The organism is Bacillus sp. SKDU12 (genome assembly GCF_010093085.1).
Lineage (GTDB): Bacteria > Bacillota > Bacilli > Bacillales > Bacillaceae > Bacillus > Bacillus mexicanus.
Genome location: NZ_MSRC01000008.1, coordinates 24,306 through 41,786, shown reverse-complemented (window position 1 = coordinate 41,786; position 17,481 = coordinate 24,306). Strand labels below are relative to the sequence as shown.

Genomic DNA, 17,481 nt, shown 5'->3' with positions numbered 1-17,481 from the left:
ATGGTATTTCCATCAAGAGATCATGCTATTGAAAGAGGAGGTTTTCATTATGAGTCAAGAGCGGGTGAAACGGCCTGGACATACGAGATGGTACATATCTTCGTTACTCAGCGGCATTATTGTTCTGAATTATTTTGACCGTGTCGCCATCTCAGTGGCCGCCCCTGCGATACAAGATTCGTTTCACCTTACAGCAACCGAACTGGGCATCGTGTTTTCTATTTACACGTATTCCTATACAGTGATGCAGCTGCCTGTCGGGAGTTTGCTGGATCGGTTTGGCGTGGCATGGGTCACGAGGGTCGGAATGACAATATGGAGCATTTTAACGATTCTTCTTGCTTTTTTGCAGGGAAAATTGCTGTTGTATCTGTTCCGGTTTCTCATTGGGCTGTCGAGCGCCTCTGCGTTCCCTGCCGCCTCTAAGGCAACTGCTCAATGGTTTCCTCCAAGTGAGCGGGGATTGGCAAACTCACTGTTCGACTCAGCCGCAAAGTTTTCAAACGTGCTCGGTGCGCCGTTGGTCGCCTTTCTTGTCACCACATTTGATTGGCGTGTCGCTTTTTTTACAATTGGATGCATCAACGTGCTGTTTACGATTTTTTTCTGGCATTATTATGAGCAGCCAAAACGGCACAAACGCATCTCTAAAAGTGAGCTGAATTATATTCAAAAACACAATGCGGTCACAGCAGAAAAAATCCCTTACAAAACGGGACCGCTTTTAAAAAAACTTTTCTCCAACCGGAAAGTATGGGGCTTAATGATTGGATTTACAGGATACGGCTATACATTCAACCTGCTGCTTACCTGGCTTCCGACGTTCTTTAAACATACATATGGGATGGATCTCATGTCGTCCGGTTTATTTACAGCTGTGCCATGGCTGATCTCAACCATTTCTGGAATTGCGGTTGGCGGCTGGCTCGTCGATTTCTTTATTAAGAAAGGCTATTCTAACACCAAGGTGTACCGAACCGTGATCATTGTCGGAATGAGCTTCGGCTTTTTCTTTTTAGGCTCCATTCTGACGAACAATATCACTGTGGCGATTGTTTGCATTTCAATCGGCCTTGCCGGTATTTCCGCAACGGCTCCAGTTGGCTGGTCCATTTCTGCAGAGCTGGCGCCGATCGGTTCTGTATCTATGCTGAGTTCCATGGTGAATCTCGCAAACAACCTGTTCGGAGGCATTATTGCCGCTTCATTGACAGGATATTTGTTTGATGTGACAGGCTCCTTTACACTCAGCTTTCTCGTAGCAGGTTTTGTCCTGCTGCTGGGATTGGTTTTTTATGTGTTTGTGTTAGGGGAAGTAAAACGGATTAAGCTGGAATAAAGAGTGCTTGCTGAAAAGCACTCTTTTTCTGGATAGAAAAATCCTTACGATAGGTCACTACCAAAAATGGATACATTCTGGCGGTCAATAGCAAAACTCCGACCGTTCCAGGCCAATACGGTTTGAACATATCCAAGCGTATCAGCGTTATAACGCCCCGCTATCCGCTGATACGCCAGCAGTTCGTATGTGCCGTTTCTGTCAAAATCAACCGGATACAATCCAGACAAGGGATTCACCCAGCCTTCTATCGGCATCTTCAAAACCCCCTGCTGTGTATAAATTTCATTCAAATATTCCCTTCCCTTGTAAGTAAGATCGAGGATATATATTTGGTTTTGCTGATGACTAATAACGCTCGCTTTATATTGGTTTTGATACTTCACACTGTACTTCAATTCAGCATTAAACATATCCGAATTAAAAATCTGTCTGAACCGCCGGTTGAGATTAGCAAAAACATACGCATATATCATGGCTCCGCTTCCGCCGGTATCTATCACCACCGCCACATCATCAATCTTATTGCCTGTCATATCCCCGAGAAAAAGAGACGGATTGTACCCCATATTGTTTTGAAGCTGAATTTGCTGTTCCTGTTGGCTTCTGCCATCTCGGATCATCAGTGTCATATTTCTCCATAAAGGGCTGTCAGTCATTTGGGTGCCAGTAAGAAAGACTTCGTCAATCACGCCGTCTCCCGTTACATCCCCTCGAGCTGATGCAATGATTGCGCGCGAGGAAGCAGCCGGCCGCAATACGTATGGATGTTGAACAAGTCTTCCATAAAACCAATAAGGAGCCATTCTGATGTCATACAGATTCAATGCAGCCACCTTCCTTTATTAGCTGAATGAATCATTATATGCAGGGATGGCACACTAAAGACATCTCTGAACGAGCTAAAGGTTTATTACGAGAATGAATCTGCTCGCACAGCCCGGGTCCGTATCGTTGATCAAGCAGGAAAACTTGAAATAATCTGCATTCTGAAGCCCTATCGCAAATTCGGACTTGGCAAAGTGATCGTCGATACGTTAGAACGTATAGTGATAGAACAAGGTATTTCTGCCTTCAAACTGTACGGCCAGACACAGGCGGCAGGCTTTTATGAAAAACTCGGCTACCAGACAGCATCTGATGAATTTATGCTGGACGGTATCCCCCATGTGCTGATGACAAAGGAAGATAGCCGATTAATCGTTCACAAATGTATGACCGTAAGCACTTGATTGGTATACGAATCAACGATGAGTGAAGGATTGCTTGTATGCCAGCGAAGTTTTAATTCCTTATTCTGTAATACTTCTATTGGTCCCTATACTTTAACACATAGCTTTTATACAACTCTTCGTTATAAAGAATTTCTTCACCATGTGAAGAGCAAATGAGCGTTGGTTTGATTTCATCTATGATTGCGCCGCTGTCGATGTTCTCATTTATATCCACGCTGAGCCTTTTGATAGGCGGATGTAAATTCTTCTTACTTGTGATAAAAAGATCTCCTGTTAAAAGGGCATCAATTAAACACTCATAAGCCCTCTATAAACAATTCCCATATTCAACATGGAAGGCATATACGTGAATCTGTCTACTTATCTTCCTCGATATTTCTAATGTCTCTTTAAATATTTCTAACGCTCCATTATAATTTAAAGAATCAATCAAATTTCCGGCAGTTATATATTTACACCTTAATATTCGATCTTCATAATTTTTATACTTTCCTTAAATACGCATAGCTCTCTTAACGTAATGCAATGAAAAATATGTTTGCTTCATATAGTAATAAATCTCAGCCATTTTATAATAGAACTCCGCCTGTTCGATTTCATCATCAACATAATTCAGTGACTGTTAGCTCTTCTATAAGAGCTTATAGCAGAAACCAATTACATTCCCATAAAAAAAAGAAGTAACATCCCTTTAATCTGCCCTCGATGTTCTTGGAGTACTTCATAAGCATTTTTTAATTCTTGTTCATTTTTAGATTTAAGATAGCTAATTCTCATTTCGTGTCGGAAGTCTAATAGCTGGTGGTATAAAGATCACATCTGGGTTCTTCTCCATCCGCCCCATTAATTCCTCAACTTCATTTTAACCTAACAGCCTCATATCAAGATTATTCTTTATAGCTGTATACCAGTCATTTAGTTTTTTCGTAACAATTTCATATGGAATTTTACCTTTGTTCAAGAAAACTTGTTGCAAGCAAATTCCCCAACTCCGTAAAGAGTTTTTAAAGTTTACATTAATTGTATTATTTCAGATTGAACATTTCTTGACAAAGTTAAGATCCAAAAAGATTACGAATTGTCTATTGAAGAAATTATTCTTTTCGTCTTTATCGCGGTTATTGTAAGTCCTTTGTTTCTTGACAAGAAATCAGCGCATAAAAAAAGAGCAGACACAAAGTCCACTCAACAATTTAATAGGTTATACAATTTTAGTTTTATTTCTAAACAGTGTTGTTATCAGGATAATGGATGCTAAAATACGATTTTCGTCAAGCGTGTTATTGCTTAAAAAGAGAAACTAGAAGTCTATTTCATTTGCCTTAAAAAGGAGTACAGAAATTATCTTCTGTACCCCTTCAAAATCTAAATAAGAAATCAATCTTGAGATAAATAAATCCAATTTATATCATCAAATTCTTTAATAACATAATCTGATCCTATACCACGTAAAATTCTATTAAAGAAAATGATGCCATCTTCATCATCGTAATCATATAAATCCTTTTGAACATATTCTTTAATAATAAAATTCGTTAAATTTGTATTATTAACAAATTCGGAAAAGTATGATCTTATAGAAATTGAATCATCTTCATTTAATTTTTCATCATTAACAATAGAAATCTTAAAAACATTTAAAATTGCATTAATATCTTCTTCTTCCATATAACATAATGGTTCTAATTTTTTGTCTTCTTCTGTAAATGGCTTTCGAGTATCTTCAATGATTACGTAAGATAAAATGTTACCATCTTTCAGCACACGAAAAACTTCTAAATCACGTAATTTTAAAGCTCTATTAAGTGATAGCATAATTTCCCCCCTACTGAGATATTACCCAAATACTAAACTTGGACTCTTTAGTAATTGACCTATTGTTACACCTACTAAAGCTGCTAATGTTACCAAATATGAAGGGTGCCACAATATATCAGTCCAACTAAATTCAGAAACTTCTTTTCGTTCTTTATCTAATTTTTTCTGTTTCTCTAACGCTTTTTTAAAATCACTAGTCTTCTTTACATTTTTTTGTACAGTTTTAGGAACGCCAGCTGAATCTAGAGTCTTATTATGACTTTTCCCTCCAGTTACTCTTTCAGCTCCTTTAACCTTTCCTTTTTCAACATGTACATGCCAATCATTATTGACCCCATCAACATGTGGTCCATCAACCCGATATTTCCAACCAGCAGAACCCGGTACTTGTTTCATAGTAGCAGCTGAAGCTTCACTAGTTCCAAGACATAAAAACATAGTTGTAAGGAATAAGGTACTTATCATTGTTAAAATAAAACTCTTTTTCATAAAAACCTCCAAATATATAACATTATTGTAGTACAAATAATATAATATATAAATGGAGACTTTATGTATATATTAAATTGTTAAAATTAAGGTGATTTTAAAAAATGAGACGCTTGACAATCTCATTTTATTCAAAATTCACTATATTCCTATATATTTCAATAAAATAGATGGTGCAAGTAAGTAGTGCTTTCATAGAAAGTACTGCTGTACTAAAAAATCTCTAGAATAAGTCGCTATTCATTTCTAATTTGTTATATAATTCTTAATGCCAACATGCAATGCGCCATGACCTCAAATGTCTCCTACTACCTCATCACCATCTTTTTCAATCCTGATCAGATCTCTATCCTCGGGATCCGTTAAATTGAGTTCCTAGTGTATCTCTTTCAAGACCCCACCGTAACCGATCAATTTCCTGGAAACCAAAACATCATCCAAATAATAGACCGTATCCAAGTTATCCTCGGTCACTTCATTCCCACGTATCATATCCTTGACTTGGATACTTCAAGATTTAAAGAATGATTTCTATATGAATTTTACAACTTGGTTACAACGTTATCAAGTCTCATTTAATCAATATTTCTCATGCTCCCTGACAAAATTTATTAGGAGTAGACATTAAGTCTACTCCTAAGTTTTCGTTTCCTTGCCTTTAACCTCTTCATAATCTGGCGTTTTCTTATACAAACCCAGACGATCTTGATTCCAGTCCACAGGCATATGAGTCAGCTCTTCATATGAATCACCCAGCTTCTCATATTACGAAAATGCGGTGAGCCTTTTATAATTATCCTCGCGCTTATAAAATGCCAATTGGATATACTTCCTATTATTATATACACGAACTATATAATTCTCCCTGTTATACTCATCCGAATCTATATTTGTTTCTTTCCTAGTTTTCTTCTCCTGTTTTATTAAATTATTAATCGCATCATCATATTTATTTCCACGACATGCTGTTAACAATAGAATGGCGGATATACTAAGGAAAATAAAAAGGTCCTACAAAATTGCACCTTATATTTTTCGAATATTCACTATAATAAAAATATATATGTTTTCCACTTTCTCTCATTTCATTTTACCTATACATCATCTTTGTGAGTATTTTATACATAATTACACAAGAATAAACTTATGTTAAATTAAGTATAGTAATTTAAAAAGAAGGTGATCCCATGCCAAACAAAAGTAAACCCAATAGATTAATCGCTGAGAAGTCCCCATATTTACTTCAACATGCTCATAACCCTGTTGACTGGCACCCCTGGGGAGATGAAGCCTTCGAAAAAGCGAAACGCGAAAACAAGCCGGTTTTGGTCAGTATCGGCTATTCGACATGTCATTGGTGACAAGTTTCTTAGAATAGCCAAATATGACAAACTCCAGTATATTCAGAACACACTAACTAATCTAATTCATTGTAGGTAAATGACAACATTATCGTTGTCTTTTTTTATACACAAAATTAATTACTTGAATTAAAGTTCCAGTATTAAAGACCTTGAGCTTTAATAATCTATTTAACATCGCACCTTGTTCAATTAATAATCTAAGAATCTGCCACCTCACACTAAAAACGAAAGAGATGAGGGTACTATCCTTTCTTTTAAAAAACAAATGTAAAATATATTTGACACAAAAAAGCCAATCATTTACGATAAATATGTAAAACATCTTTTACAAAAAGGGAGCACTTATGAAAAACGTTATTAAACATGCAAGAAAAGAAAAAGGTTTTTCCCAAGAGCAATTGGCCAAAGCGTGTGGCGTTTCCCGTCAAACCATTAACGCTATTGAAAATAACAAATATGATCCGAGTTTATCTCTTGCTTTTCAATTGGCCTATTGTTTAGGGGTAACAGTAGATCAACTATTTTTATTTGAATCAGAAGGGGATGTCAAAAATGAGAAAAATTGAAGTGTTTAGTTTGTTATTTCTAATCATTATTTCTTTATACTTCGGGGGAACTTTACTGAGCTATTTTAAAATTGATGGGGCTACATTTGGCGTTACTGAATGGTTTTTATTGATTAGCTTGCTAGTAGCATGGGGTCAATTTTTTACATGGAGAACGAGAAATGAAGTAAAGAAAGATGAAATGGGCAAACAAATACTTAAAAAAAAGTACTCAACTGAGCTATAACATCGTTATTATCACTTTATTTATACTATGGATCATCGATTTCTTTTTCATTAATAACGGAAAGAACTATACATTATTTACCGCTTTATGTATTGCATATATAACTTATCCCCTAATCCAATTTGTTTTGGTAAAAAAACATATATAAGTGGATTACAAGAGTTAGCCTACTCCAATAATTTTCGAGATGAAAGCAAAAATTAGAGAACATACCTGCATTATTTAGTATGTTCCTCTAATACTTATTTTGTTGCCCTCTACGTATTAATCAACAAAAGGTTTTGAAAGTTAATCATGACTTGCATTTGGTGTCATGTCTACTAAAATAACCGCAAAAAAAACCGGTTTATTCTTAATCGACTTGTTCAACAATTACTTTACAATCAGCACAGGACATTTCACACGTTTAGCAATTTTATGGCTTACACTGCCCAACACCATGCCGGTTGTAATTTGAATAAAACCATATTTTGCAGGGAATACTTTAATGTGTAAGCAGAATACTGCTGCTCAATATGGCTCTAATTCACTGAAATTAAGCCTCCCTCTATGTTGATTCTCGCTTAACATCAGGAGGCTTTACTCATTATATAAAATCGGTGCAGACACAGGAATAATACGCCTGCTGATCCTATCTCCCATTTTACACTACAATTATTAAATCTTGAAAAACGTTCTGTTCGTGTCATTTATTCTTTTATGAATAAATAATACTTTTTGCACTAAAGAAAACCACAAAAAAAAGTGAAAACTAGGTGATGAAATGAATTTTGCTTGGGAAGCATTAATCTTAATTATATCTGGTATCATTCTCCTTAGGATTTCAGGAAGAAAATCAATTGCACAAATGACATTGGCACAAACAGTAGTTATGATTTCAATCGGGACAATTATAGTCCAACCAATTATAGAAACAAGTTTGTGGAGAACAATTGTAGCTGCTGCTATTTTCACCACTGCCTTAGTTTTAATGGAATGGTTTCAAGTAAAAGCGAACTGGGTAGAGAAGTTTTTAACTGGAAAAGCGAAATTAGTCATAGAAGATGGTCAACTCAATGTAGATAATCTAAGGAAAATGAGACTAACAGTTGATCAACTTGAAATGCGGCTAAGGCTTCTTGGAATTTCAAATATTAACAACGTCAAGAATGCTACTTTAGAACCCAACGGACAATTAGGATACGAACTAAAAGATGATGCAAAACCTTTAACTGTTGGCGATTTCAAAAAAATAATTAATTCAATGCAATCAACAAACCAAAAGAATAATCAAAACAATATATTTGAAGAAATTAATAGTAAACAAACTCAACATAACCCTAAACAGCTTCATTAATTTACAGACGCTCTAATTTAGAGCGTCTGTAAGCCGTTTCAATCGTCTTACTATCTCTTTACAAACTGGATCACTTGCTGTTGGCAAAATAGCTTCTATTCTATACTGAGACTTCAGTTTCTTCTAATGATTCTCGTAGTACTTTAATGCTGTTCATCATCCACCGGTAATTCTTTAAGAAATTTTCAACTTCTTTTTTATTCATTAATCGAACCCAATTAAACACTATACAATATTTCCATCTCTCTCTTTTAAGTAAATCGCTAATCTTTGTATTTATTCATAATTATTGTGGTAACCTAAAGGCAAATAAAAAAACGAAAGAAGGTGATCCCATGCCAACTAACAATAAACCCAATAGATTAATCGCTGAGAAATCACCATATTTACTCCAACACGCCCACAACCCAGTAAACTGGCACCCTTGGGGAGAAGAAGCCTTCGAAAAAGCGAAACGCGAAAACAAGCCGGTTTTGGTCAGTATCGGCTATTCGACATGTCATTGGTGCCATGTCATGGCCCATGAAAGCTTCGAGGACGAAGAAATTGCGCGCCTTCTCAATGAACGGTTTGTGGCGATTAAAGTCGACCGGGAAGAGCGGCCGGATGTGGATTCTGTTTATATGAGAATCTGCCAGCTGATGACCGGACAGGGCGGCTGGCCGCTGAATGTATTTATTACGCCTGATCAGAAGCCGTTTTATGCAGGTACATATTTTCCAAAGACGAGTAAATTCAATCGTCCCGGTTTTGTTGATGTGCTTGAGCAGCTTTCTGAGACGTTTGCGAACGACCGCGAGCATGTTGAAGATATTGCGGAGAATGCCGCTAAGCACCTGCAGACCAAAACAGCTGCTAAATCAGGTGAAGGCCTCAGCGAATCAGCAATTCACCGGACATTCCAGCAGCTTGCCAGCGGGTTTGATACGATCTACGGCGGCTTCGGGCAGGCGCCGAAGTTCCCGATGCCTCATATGCTGATGTATTTGCTTCGTTATTATCACAATACAGGGCAGGAGAATGCTTTATACAACGTGACGAAAACGCTGGACAGCATGGCAAATGGCGGCATATTCGATCATATCGGCTATGGATTCGCTCGCTACTCGACCGATGATGAGTGGCTCGTACCCCATTTTGAAAAAATGCTGTATGACAACGCATTGCTGTTGACCGCTTATACAGAAGCATATCAGGTTACGCAAAACAGCCGCTACAAAGAGATTTGCGAGCAGATCATCACATTCATTCAGCGAGAAATGACCCATGAAGACGGAAGCTTTTTCTCCGCTTTAGATGCAGACACAGAAGGAGAAGAAGGAAAATACTATGTGTGGTCTAAGGAAGAGATCCTGAAGACACTTGGAAACGATCTCGGAAGGCTGTATTGCCAAGTGTATGACATCACTGAAAAAGGCAATTTTGAAGGTAAAAATATTCCCAACCTCATTCACACAAGGCGGGACCAAATCAAAGCTGATGCTGGTTTAACCGAGGAAGAGCTCAGCCTCAAGCTTGAGGACGCGAGACAGAAGCTTTTAAAGTCACGAGAAAAAAGAACCTATCCGCATGTCGATGATAAGGTGCTGACGTCATGGAACGCGCTGATGATCGCGGGTCTCGCCAAAGCAGCAAAGGTATACGAGGAACCGAAATATCTCAGCTTAGCGAAAGACGCTATCACCTTTATTGAAAACCATTTAATCATCGACGGCCGTGTGATGGTCCGGTATCGAGAGGGAGAAGTGAAAAACAAAGGTTTCATCGACGATTACGCTTTTCTCCTCTGGGCTTATCTTGATCTCTATGAAGCTTCGTTTGATCTTTCTTATGTACAAAAAGCGAAGAAGCTGACAGACGATATGATCGGCTTATTTTGGGATGAGGAGCACGGCGGATTCTATTTCACCGGACACGATGCAGAAGCTTTAATCGTTCGTGAAAAAGAAGTATACGACGGCGCCGTTCCTTCTGGAAACAGTGTGGCAGCCGTTCAGCTTCTCCGTCTTGGACAGGTTACAGGCGACTTATCACTGATTGAAAAAGCGGAAACGATGTTCTCCGTATTCAAGCCCGAGATCGATGCGTATGCAAGCGGACATGCTTTCTTTATGCAAAGCGTATTGAAGCATATCATGCCTAAAAAAGAAATCGTTATTTTGGGGAGCGCAGACGATCCAGACAGAAAACAAATCATAACGGCACTGCAAAAAGCCTTTATTCCCAACGACTCCATTTTGGTGGCGGAGCATCCAGATCAATGTAAAGACATTGCGCCATTCGCGGCAGATTACCGTATCATAGAAGGCAAAACAACCGTGTACATTTGTGAAAACTTTGCTTGCCAACAGCCGACAACAAATATTACACAAGCCATCCAAACGTTAATAAGCAGCAGGGATTAAGACCCTTGCTGCTTACTTTGTGATTTCTTATGGTACCATAAAGCGATTCCCGCAAAAATAAGATTGACCGCTATCGTAATTAAAGCTTCCCACATTGGGTTCCCCCGAGTAACCGTAAATAAAGAAGGAATTCCTCCATACACACTGTTTTTTTCTGTAATAAATATACACAAAAACATATTATTCGCGGCATGGGCGCCAAGTGAGATTTCAATACTGCCTGTTTTAATCGTGTAATAGGTCCACACAAAACCAAAGGTTAAATACTCAATTCCTGCCCAGACAGCGCCATTGTTCATTTCTGGATTCGCAAAATGCAAAACGCCAAACAAGCCTCCGACAATCAAAGTTAAGATAAGCGGGTTTTTCGTTATTCTCCCAAAAGCTTGAAGCAAAAACCCTCTGAAGAACAGTTCTTCCGCTGATGTTTGAAACGGAACCAAAATGAGGGCCGCCGCCAGAAGCCAGGTAAACCGTGAAGCATTAAAATCCTGTACGGAATAGCTGTCAGGATGAATCGCGAAATCAAGCAATTGTACGGCAATCATCAACAAGAAATAAGCGATAAAACCAAAGAAAATTCTCCGCCAATTGATCTTTGAATTTGGTGTGATGATCGTTCGAAAAGGACGTTTGAGAATAAAGCGCACAGCCAGCCACACCCCTGGAATGGCAAATAAATAAATCACATGAGCCAAATAAAGATCAACCAGAGGATCGCTCAGCACAGCTTCATCCAAATCAAACGTGATATCAGGATTCACAATAACTGTAAGCAGAATTGCGAAAAGGTAAGCAATATTCCCAAATACATATAAACCTACCATCACCAAAAAGGCGAAAAAATATCTCCCCAATGTATTATTTCCTTCTATAGGACGGATAAACGAACTCATTCCTTCTATGTCTCTTCCTTTCCCTGAGAATATGAATATATATTTGCATAAATCAATCTATGAATCTACGGTTTTACATATCTTTTAAGCGAAAAATAATAGAAAAAGCCCGAATTAAATTCTTTTATCTAGTGATTTGAACTCTGTCGCCAATGAATCAAGATACTTATAATATTTTCAAGAGAGAGATTTCAGTCTTTTCTTACTACTGAAAAGGAGTTTTATTATGAATACAATCTTCAAACAGAAGAATACGCACCCCTTCTCAAACGCAGCAAATCGTTTAGACCGCCTTCCGATTTCTCGTGTTCACTTCCAAGTGTTAACTGCTCTTGGCATTGTTTATTTCTTTGATTTGGCAGATTTATTTACTCTCAGCAATGTAGCGCCGGCACTGATCGAGCATTGGGGCATTCCGCTTTCAACCATCGCCAATGTAACAGCAGCTTCATTTTTAGGCATGTTTTTAGGCGCATCAATAGGAGGAAGGCTATCCGATCAAGTTGGCCGAAAAAAAGCCTTACATCTATCTGTATTTGTTTTCTCAATCGCATCGCTATGCAATGCCGTGGCATGGGATATCCCATCTTTAATGGCGTTCCGTTTTCTCACCGGGTTTGGTGTCGCAGCGGCCATGGTCATTACAAATAGCTATTTGGCAGAATTTTTCCCTTCCAGGGTTCGCGGGAAATATATTTCTTTCTGTGCGATGATTGGATTGATCGGCGTTCCGATTACCAATATTGTATCCGCCTTCGTCATTCCGCTCGGTTCGTGGGGTTGGAGGCTCGTATTTGTATGGGGAGGTGTCGGTCTTATTTACTTTTTCTTCATTCGCCGTCTCGAAGAGTCCCCCCGCTGGCACGAAAATCGTGGTGAATATGCAAAAGCTGATGCGATTCTTAACAGGATTGAGGCTCAGGTCGCACAAGAGAAAGGGCCTCTTCCAGCACCTGTTCAGCCTAAAACAAGCGGAACCGTTCAACCGCATGCGGGTTATGCTGGATTATTGAAAGGAAGAAATCTAAAAATCACGATCGTTTTATCGGCCGTATGGATTTTTGAAACGTTTGGTTTTTACGGATTTGCCTCATGGGTTCCAAGCCTGCTAAAAAGCAATGGCATCTCAATGGAAAATACGTTGTGGTATAACGTCCTGCATTCCGTTGGCGCTCCGCTTGGCGCATTGCTTGGTTCCATGATTTCTGAATCATTTCAAAGAAAATGGATTTTAGCCGCCAGCGCATTTTTGACAGCCATCGCCGGCCTCTTATACGGCATGACTTTTATTCCGCTCATGATCGTTGTGTTTGGCTTTATCGTGAATATCACAGAACGGGTTTTCACCTCGAACTTATACGCTTATACGTCTGAACCTTATCCGACTGAATATCGCTCAACTGGCAGCGGTTTAGCCTATGGCCTCGGCCGCTTTTCAAACATTTTCGGCTCATTGCTCGTCGGGTTTATCGCCGTTCAGCTGGGCTATGTCAGTGTCTTCTTATTTATCGGCGGCTGCTGGCTCGCATGCTCTGTTCTGTTAATCTGCTTCGGTCCTAATACGAATGCAAAACAAATATAAAAACATCAGTGCGGATCTGCCGCACTGATCTCATTACAATTCCTTCAACACCCTCGCCTACAACGCTTCGAGTTAATGACGTCCGATCCAGACCACACATATCTAAAATAACACAGCCTCCTGTATGAATCGTGACTTGATCACCACCGAACCGAAGAGCCTCCTTCAGAAGCTCCGTGTGCACCGACCCAGCTTATAAATTGTCTCTCTTGCTTGCGTTCCAGCAGGGGTTGTTGATCTTCTGGATTATACAAATCTCCGGCTGCCATTTTTTCTTTTTCTGTCCTCAGCATTCAAGTCACTCCAGAGGTCAGATTGTAATCTCGATCAAATTTCCTTCACCATCTTCAATCACACTTTCATAGTAGCCGTCTCCTGTTGTCCGCGGGCCGTTTACAACTATGAATCCATCCTTCTTCAATCGATCAGTCATTTCATCAACCTTCTCTTTGCTTCCAACGGAAAAGGCAATATGCGCCCAGCCTGTCATCGTTTGTGAAGGCGTATCAGTCACATTTCCTTTTTTCATGATTTCCAGTCGTGCGCCAGAATCAAACGTAATAAAATAAGACTTAAAACCTTTTTTCTCATTATGATATAGATCATTCGCTTTGCCGTTAAAATATGTTTCATAAAAAGACTTCATTCGTTCTAAATCTTTGACCCAAATTGCTGTATGTTCTATCCGCATTTCTTTCTCCTCCTTCGCCTTTAATGAAGTTATAAAGTATGAAATGCATTTCAGTTCAAGCTTTTTTATTAAATTGATGCTGAATTTTAATATCATTTTATCAAAGCAGGGGTGATCGCCTTAAGGCAGGATCACCCCCACCGTATTGATTTTTCGGCGGATGAGATTGATTGCGGTTCGAATTGGTGTATAATCTAACTCCTTGATGACTTGATGAACGAGCTTTCTCTTATACGGATGGTGATTCAATACACGTGAAACAGTCGGAATAGTTACATTCGCCATATCATCCTTCCTTTTCCATATAAAAAAGCAGTAAGGTGAAAATCCTTACTGCTATCTCATCATATATTAATCACAAGTTCAACGGGACAATGGTCGGAACCCATGACATCCGCAGATATGCTGGCATCCTCAATTTGTTCCTTAAGTCTTTCAGAAACAACGAAATAATCGAGGCGCCACCCGATATTTCTATCCCGAGCGCCGGCACGATACGACCACCAGGAATAAGCGCCTTCAAGATCAGGATAGACATGACGGAAGGTGTCAGTAAATCCAGCTTCTAAGAAACGAGTGAATGCCCCTCTTTCTTGATCAGAAAATCCAGCATTATTCCGGTTCGCCTTTGGATTTTTCAAATCGATTTCCTGATGAGCAACATTCAAATCGCCGCATAATATGACTGGCTTTTCCTTATCTAATTCAAGAATATAAGATAATAAGGCCTCTTCCCATTGCATGCGGTAATCAATCCGCTCCAACCCTCTTTTGGAATTAGGCGTGTAAACGGTCATTACAAACATGTTTTCAAATTCCAGCGTGATGACTCTGCCTTCTTGATCATGCTCTTCTATTCCGATACCGTACATGACACGCAGCGGCTCTTGTTTTGAAAAAACTGCCGTGCCCGAATATCCTTTTTTTACAGCATAGTTCCAATACACATGATAGCCTTCAGGCTGAACATCAACCTGGCCGTCCTGTATCTTTGTTTCCTGAAGACATATGATATCTGCATCCTCTTCCTTCAGATAAGAAAAGAAATCCATCTTTCTCATGACAGCCCGCAGGCCGTTTACATTCCAAGAAATCAGCTTCATATTGTTTCATCCTCCCCCCTATAAAAAAGAGCAAGAACCCGAAGGTCCTTGCTCTTTACGTATCAGCTTACTCACCAGTTACGTATGGAAGTAAAGCCATTTGACGAGCGCGTTTGATCGCTGCAGTCAATTTACGTTGGTATTTAGCGTTTGTTCCAGTTACACGACGTGGTAAAATTTTACCGCGCTCAGAAACAAACTTTCTAAGAAGATCTACATCTTTGTAGTCGATGTGCGTGATACCGTTAGAAGTGAAATAACACACTTTACGGCGTTTCGCACGACCGCCTCTGCGTCCTCCTGCCATTGTCATTTCCCTCCTTTCTGTTTAAGATTAAGCGATATTCTCATTAGAATGGAAGATCATCATCCGAGATGTCAATCGGTTTGCCGTCGTTGGCAAACGGGTCATCATTAAAGCTGTTTCCCTGATTTCGTCTCTGGTTGTTGTTCTGATTTCCCCCGAATGGATTATCATTTTGGCCTCCGCCAAAGTACTGGCCTCCGCCGCTGTTTCCTTCGTTGTATCCACCTGAACCAGAACCGCCGCCGCTTTTAGGCTCAAGAAACTGAACACTTTCAGCTTGAACTTCGGTCACGAAGACACGCTGTCCTTGCTGGTTTTCATAGTTTCTTGTTTGTAAACGGCCATCTACGCCTGCAAGGCTTCCTTTTTTCAGGAAGTTCGCAACGTTTTCGGCTTGTCTTCTCCAAGTGACACAATTAATGAAATCGGCCTCACGTTCTCCGGACTGGTTCGTAAATGTACGATTCACAGCAAGAGTAAACGTGGCAACAGCCGCACCGTTTGGCGTATAACGAAGCTCTGGGTCTTTTGTCAGTCTTCCGACTAATACAACTCGGTTAAGCATAAGAAAGACCACCTTTTACCATTATATATTTCAAAATTGCTTATTCTTCTTCTTTAACAACAATGTGGCGAATGATATCATCACTGATCTTAGCTAGACGGTCAAATTCTTGAACTGCCGCAGCATCAGCTTGAACGTTTAAGATTTGGTAGAAACCGTCGCGGAAATCGTTGATTTCGTAAGCAAGACGACGTTTACCCCAATCTTTTGTTCCAGTGATCTCCGCACCGTTAGAAGTCAGAACGTTGTTGAAACGCTCGATAACTGCTTTTTTAGACTCATCGTCAATGTTTGGGCGGATAATGTACATAACTTCGTACTTTCTCATCTGTTTGCACCTCCTTTTGGACTAAGCGGCCCATAATGGGCAAGGAGCAATAATTCTATTACTCACAATTTTATATTATACCAAAGCTCTTGTCCCTTTACAACTGCATCCTATACATTAAATCGGAAATGAATAACATCTCCGTCTTGGACCACATATTCTTTCCCTTCGAGACGGACTTTTCCTGCTTCTTTCGCTCCTGCCATACCGCCGCCCGCAAGGAGATCCTCATAAGCAACAGTTTCTGCACGAATGAAGCCGCGTTCAAAGTCACTATGAATAACTCCTGCACACTCAGGGGCTTTCATGCCTTTTTTGAATGTCCAAGCTCTGACTTCCTGTTCTCCGGCTGTGAAATAGGTTGCAAGTCCAAGAAGAGAGTATGACGCTTTAATCAGCTGGTCAAGACCTGATTCTTCAATGCCAAGCTCTTCAAGGAACATTTGTTTTTCTTCACCGTCAAGCTCGGCGATTTCAGATTCAATTTTCGCACAAACAACGATAACTTCCGCATTTTCGCCAGCAGCGTATTCACGAATTTTCGCTACATTTTCATTGCCAGACGGATCAGCCACTTCATCTTCACTTACGTTGGCCACGTACAAAATAGGCTTAGAAGTTAATAAATGAAGCTGCTTTACAAGCTTTTGCTGTTCTTCAGTGAACTCAATAGAACGCGCAGGCTTTTCACTCTCAAACGCTTCTTTCAGTTTAGACAGAATCTCAAACTCGAATACAGCGTCTTTATCCTTTTGCTTTGCAAGTTTGCTGACGCGTGTTAACCGCTTTTCAACTGTCTCCATATCAGCAAGGATGAGCTCAAGGTTGATTGTTTCAATATCATCGATAGGATCAACTTTTCCGGAAACGTGTGTAATGTTGTCATCAGAAAAGGCACGGACAACGTGGCAAATCGCATCAACCTGGCGAATATGAGAAAGGAATTTGTTACCGAGCCCTTCTCCTTTAGACGCGCCTTTCACAATCCCAGCAATATCAGTAAATTCAAAAGCAGTCGGCACAGTCTTCTTCGGTTTGACCAGCTCAGTCAGCTTTTGCAGACGATCATCAGGTACCTCTACAATCCCCACGTTCGGATCAATCGTACAGAACGGGTAGTTGGCTGATTCGGCACCGGCCTGTGTAATTGCATTAAATAGTGTTGATTTCCCAACGTTTGGCAAACCAACAATTCCAGCTGTTAAAGCCATTCTTTCATCTCCTCTATATA

16 protein-coding genes and 8 pseudogenes are annotated in these 17,481 nt (G+C 39.6%); 8 read left to right on the top strand and 16 right to left on the bottom strand.

Features of this window, described 5'->3' with window-relative positions; all coding sequences use genetic code 11:
- Positions 1-28: 28 nt before the first annotated feature.
- Positions 29-1,339: an MFS transporter gene (locus BTW01_RS10100; RefSeq protein WP_162102858.1), complete on the top strand. Its 1,311-nt coding sequence runs from the start codon at positions 29-31 to the stop codon at positions 1,337-1,339.
- Between the two features lie 44 nt (positions 1,340-1,383).
- Here BTW01_RS10100 and BTW01_RS10095 read toward each other — a convergent pair whose 3' ends face one another.
- Complete coding sequence (locus tag BTW01_RS10095) at positions 1,384-2,166, bottom strand: hypothetical protein (protein ID WP_162102857.1); 783 nt, start codon at positions 2,164-2,166, stop codon at positions 1,384-1,386.
- A 93-nt stretch (positions 2,167-2,259) separates the two neighbouring features.
- Here BTW01_RS10095 and BTW01_RS10090 point away from each other — a divergent pair.
- Positions 2,260-2,571 (top strand): annotated as a pseudogene (locus BTW01_RS10090) (GNAT family N-acetyltransferase); the annotation flags it as partial.
- Positions 2,572-2,647: 76 nt separating this feature from the next.
- Here the strand turns inward: BTW01_RS10090 and BTW01_RS10085 are convergent.
- The 5 genes and pseudogenes from BTW01_RS10085 to BTW01_RS10070 form a co-directional block, all read right to left on the bottom strand.
- A pseudogene (locus BTW01_RS10085) lies at positions 2,648-2,857 on the bottom strand (MBL fold metallo-hydrolase); the annotation flags it as partial.
- A 1,094-nt stretch (positions 2,858-3,951) separates the two neighbouring features.
- Positions 3,952-4,389, bottom strand: a complete 438-nt coding sequence (locus tag BTW01_RS10080) for a terpene synthase (protein WP_162102856.1) — start codon at positions 4,387-4,389, stop codon at positions 3,952-3,954.
- A gap of 21 nt (positions 4,390-4,410) precedes the next feature.
- Positions 4,411-4,881, bottom strand: coding sequence for a hypothetical protein (locus BTW01_RS10075; protein WP_162102855.1), 471 nt, complete (start codon positions 4,879-4,881; stop codon positions 4,411-4,413).
- Between the two features lie 246 nt (positions 4,882-5,127).
- Positions 5,128-5,376 (bottom strand): annotated as a pseudogene (locus BTW01_RS18460) (replication protein); the annotation flags it as partial.
- 141 nt (positions 5,377-5,517) lie between these two features.
- A pseudogene (locus BTW01_RS10070) lies at positions 5,518-5,883 on the bottom strand (cystatin-like fold lipoprotein).
- Between the two features lie 185 nt (positions 5,884-6,068).
- Between BTW01_RS10070 and BTW01_RS10065 the strand changes: the two are divergent.
- From BTW01_RS10065 to BTW01_RS10055, 3 genes and pseudogenes are all read left to right on the top strand, one after another.
- Positions 6,069-6,239: pseudogene (locus tag BTW01_RS10065) on the top strand (DUF255 domain-containing protein); the annotation flags it as partial.
- 350 nt (positions 6,240-6,589) lie between these two features.
- Complete coding sequence (locus tag BTW01_RS10060) at positions 6,590-6,811, top strand: helix-turn-helix transcriptional regulator (protein ID WP_162102853.1); 222 nt, start codon at positions 6,590-6,592, stop codon at positions 6,809-6,811.
- Positions 6,798-7,037: a hypothetical protein gene (locus tag BTW01_RS10055; RefSeq protein WP_162102852.1), complete on the top strand. Its 240-nt coding sequence runs from the start codon at positions 6,798-6,800 to the stop codon at positions 7,035-7,037. Before BTW01_RS10060 ends, BTW01_RS10055 begins: the two co-directional genes overlap by 14 nt.
- Before the next feature lie 372 nt (positions 7,038-7,409).
- Here BTW01_RS10055 and BTW01_RS10050 read toward each other — a convergent pair.
- Positions 7,410-7,478: pseudogene (locus tag BTW01_RS10050) on the bottom strand (universal stress protein); the annotation flags it as partial.
- 322 nt (positions 7,479-7,800) lie between these two features.
- On the opposite strand from BTW01_RS10050, the gene BTW01_RS10045 reads away from it, so the two are divergent.
- Positions 7,801-8,373 carry a DUF421 domain-containing protein gene (locus BTW01_RS10045; protein WP_162102851.1) on the top strand — a complete coding sequence of 191 codons (573 nt, stop codon included), beginning with the start codon at positions 7,801-7,803 and terminating at the stop codon, positions 8,371-8,373.
- A 335-nt stretch (positions 8,374-8,708) separates the two neighbouring features.
- Positions 8,709-10,778: a thioredoxin domain-containing protein gene (locus BTW01_RS10040; RefSeq protein WP_162102850.1), complete on the top strand. Its 2,070-nt coding sequence runs from the start codon at positions 8,709-8,711 to the stop codon at positions 10,776-10,778.
- Here BTW01_RS10040 and BTW01_RS10035 read toward each other — a convergent pair.
- Positions 10,775-11,674 (bottom strand): CPBP family intramembrane glutamic endopeptidase, encoded by a 900-nt coding sequence (locus BTW01_RS10035; RefSeq protein ID WP_162102849.1) that lies wholly within the window; start codon positions 11,672-11,674, stop codon positions 10,775-10,777. The genes BTW01_RS10040 and BTW01_RS10035 overlap by 4 nt on opposite strands.
- A 226-nt stretch (positions 11,675-11,900) precedes the next feature.
- On the opposite strand from BTW01_RS10035, the gene BTW01_RS10030 reads away from it, so the two are divergent.
- Positions 11,901-13,256, top strand: a complete 1,356-nt coding sequence (locus BTW01_RS10030) for an MFS transporter (protein ID WP_162102848.1) — start codon at positions 11,901-11,903, stop codon at positions 13,254-13,256.
- Between the two features lie 75 nt (positions 13,257-13,331).
- On the opposite strand, the pseudogene BTW01_RS10025 reads toward BTW01_RS10030, so the two are convergent.
- From BTW01_RS10025 to ychF, 8 genes and pseudogenes are all read right to left on the bottom strand, one after another.
- Positions 13,332-13,549: pseudogene (locus BTW01_RS10025) on the bottom strand (acetyltransferase); the annotation flags it as partial.
- 17 nt (positions 13,550-13,566) lie between these two features.
- Positions 13,567-13,947 carry a VOC family protein gene (locus BTW01_RS10020; protein WP_162102847.1) on the bottom strand — a complete coding sequence of 127 codons (381 nt, stop codon included), beginning with the start codon at positions 13,945-13,947 and terminating at the stop codon, positions 13,567-13,569.
- Positions 13,948-14,070: 123 nt separating this feature from the next.
- A pseudogene (locus BTW01_RS10015) lies at positions 14,071-14,232 on the bottom strand (LacI family DNA-binding transcriptional regulator); the annotation flags it as partial.
- A gap of 59 nt (positions 14,233-14,291) precedes the next feature.
- The gene (xth, locus tag BTW01_RS10010; RefSeq protein WP_162102846.1) at positions 14,292-15,050 is read right to left on the bottom strand and encodes an exodeoxyribonuclease III; all 759 of its coding nucleotides are present in this window, start codon (positions 15,048-15,050) and stop codon (positions 14,292-14,294) included.
- A gap of 67 nt (positions 15,051-15,117) precedes the next feature.
- Complete coding sequence (gene rpsR, locus BTW01_RS10005; RefSeq protein WP_010332656.1) at positions 15,118-15,357, bottom strand: 30S ribosomal protein S18; 240 nt, start codon at positions 15,355-15,357, stop codon at positions 15,118-15,120.
- A 43-nt stretch (positions 15,358-15,400) separates the two neighbouring features.
- Positions 15,401-15,922 carry a single-stranded DNA-binding protein SsbA gene (ssbA, locus tag BTW01_RS10000; RefSeq protein ID WP_039074877.1) on the bottom strand — a complete coding sequence of 174 codons (522 nt, stop codon included), beginning with the start codon at positions 15,920-15,922 and terminating at the stop codon, positions 15,401-15,403.
- Positions 15,923-15,962: 40 nt separating this feature from the next.
- The gene (rpsF, locus tag BTW01_RS09995; RefSeq protein WP_014115888.1) at positions 15,963-16,250 is read right to left on the bottom strand and encodes a 30S ribosomal protein S6; all 288 of its coding nucleotides are present in this window, start codon (positions 16,248-16,250) and stop codon (positions 15,963-15,965) included.
- A gap of 110 nt (positions 16,251-16,360) precedes the next feature.
- Positions 16,361-17,461 (bottom strand): redox-regulated ATPase YchF, encoded by a 1,101-nt coding sequence (gene ychF, locus BTW01_RS09990; RefSeq protein WP_162102845.1) that lies wholly within the window; start codon positions 17,459-17,461, stop codon positions 16,361-16,363.
- Between the last annotated feature and the right edge of the window lie 20 nt (positions 17,462-17,481).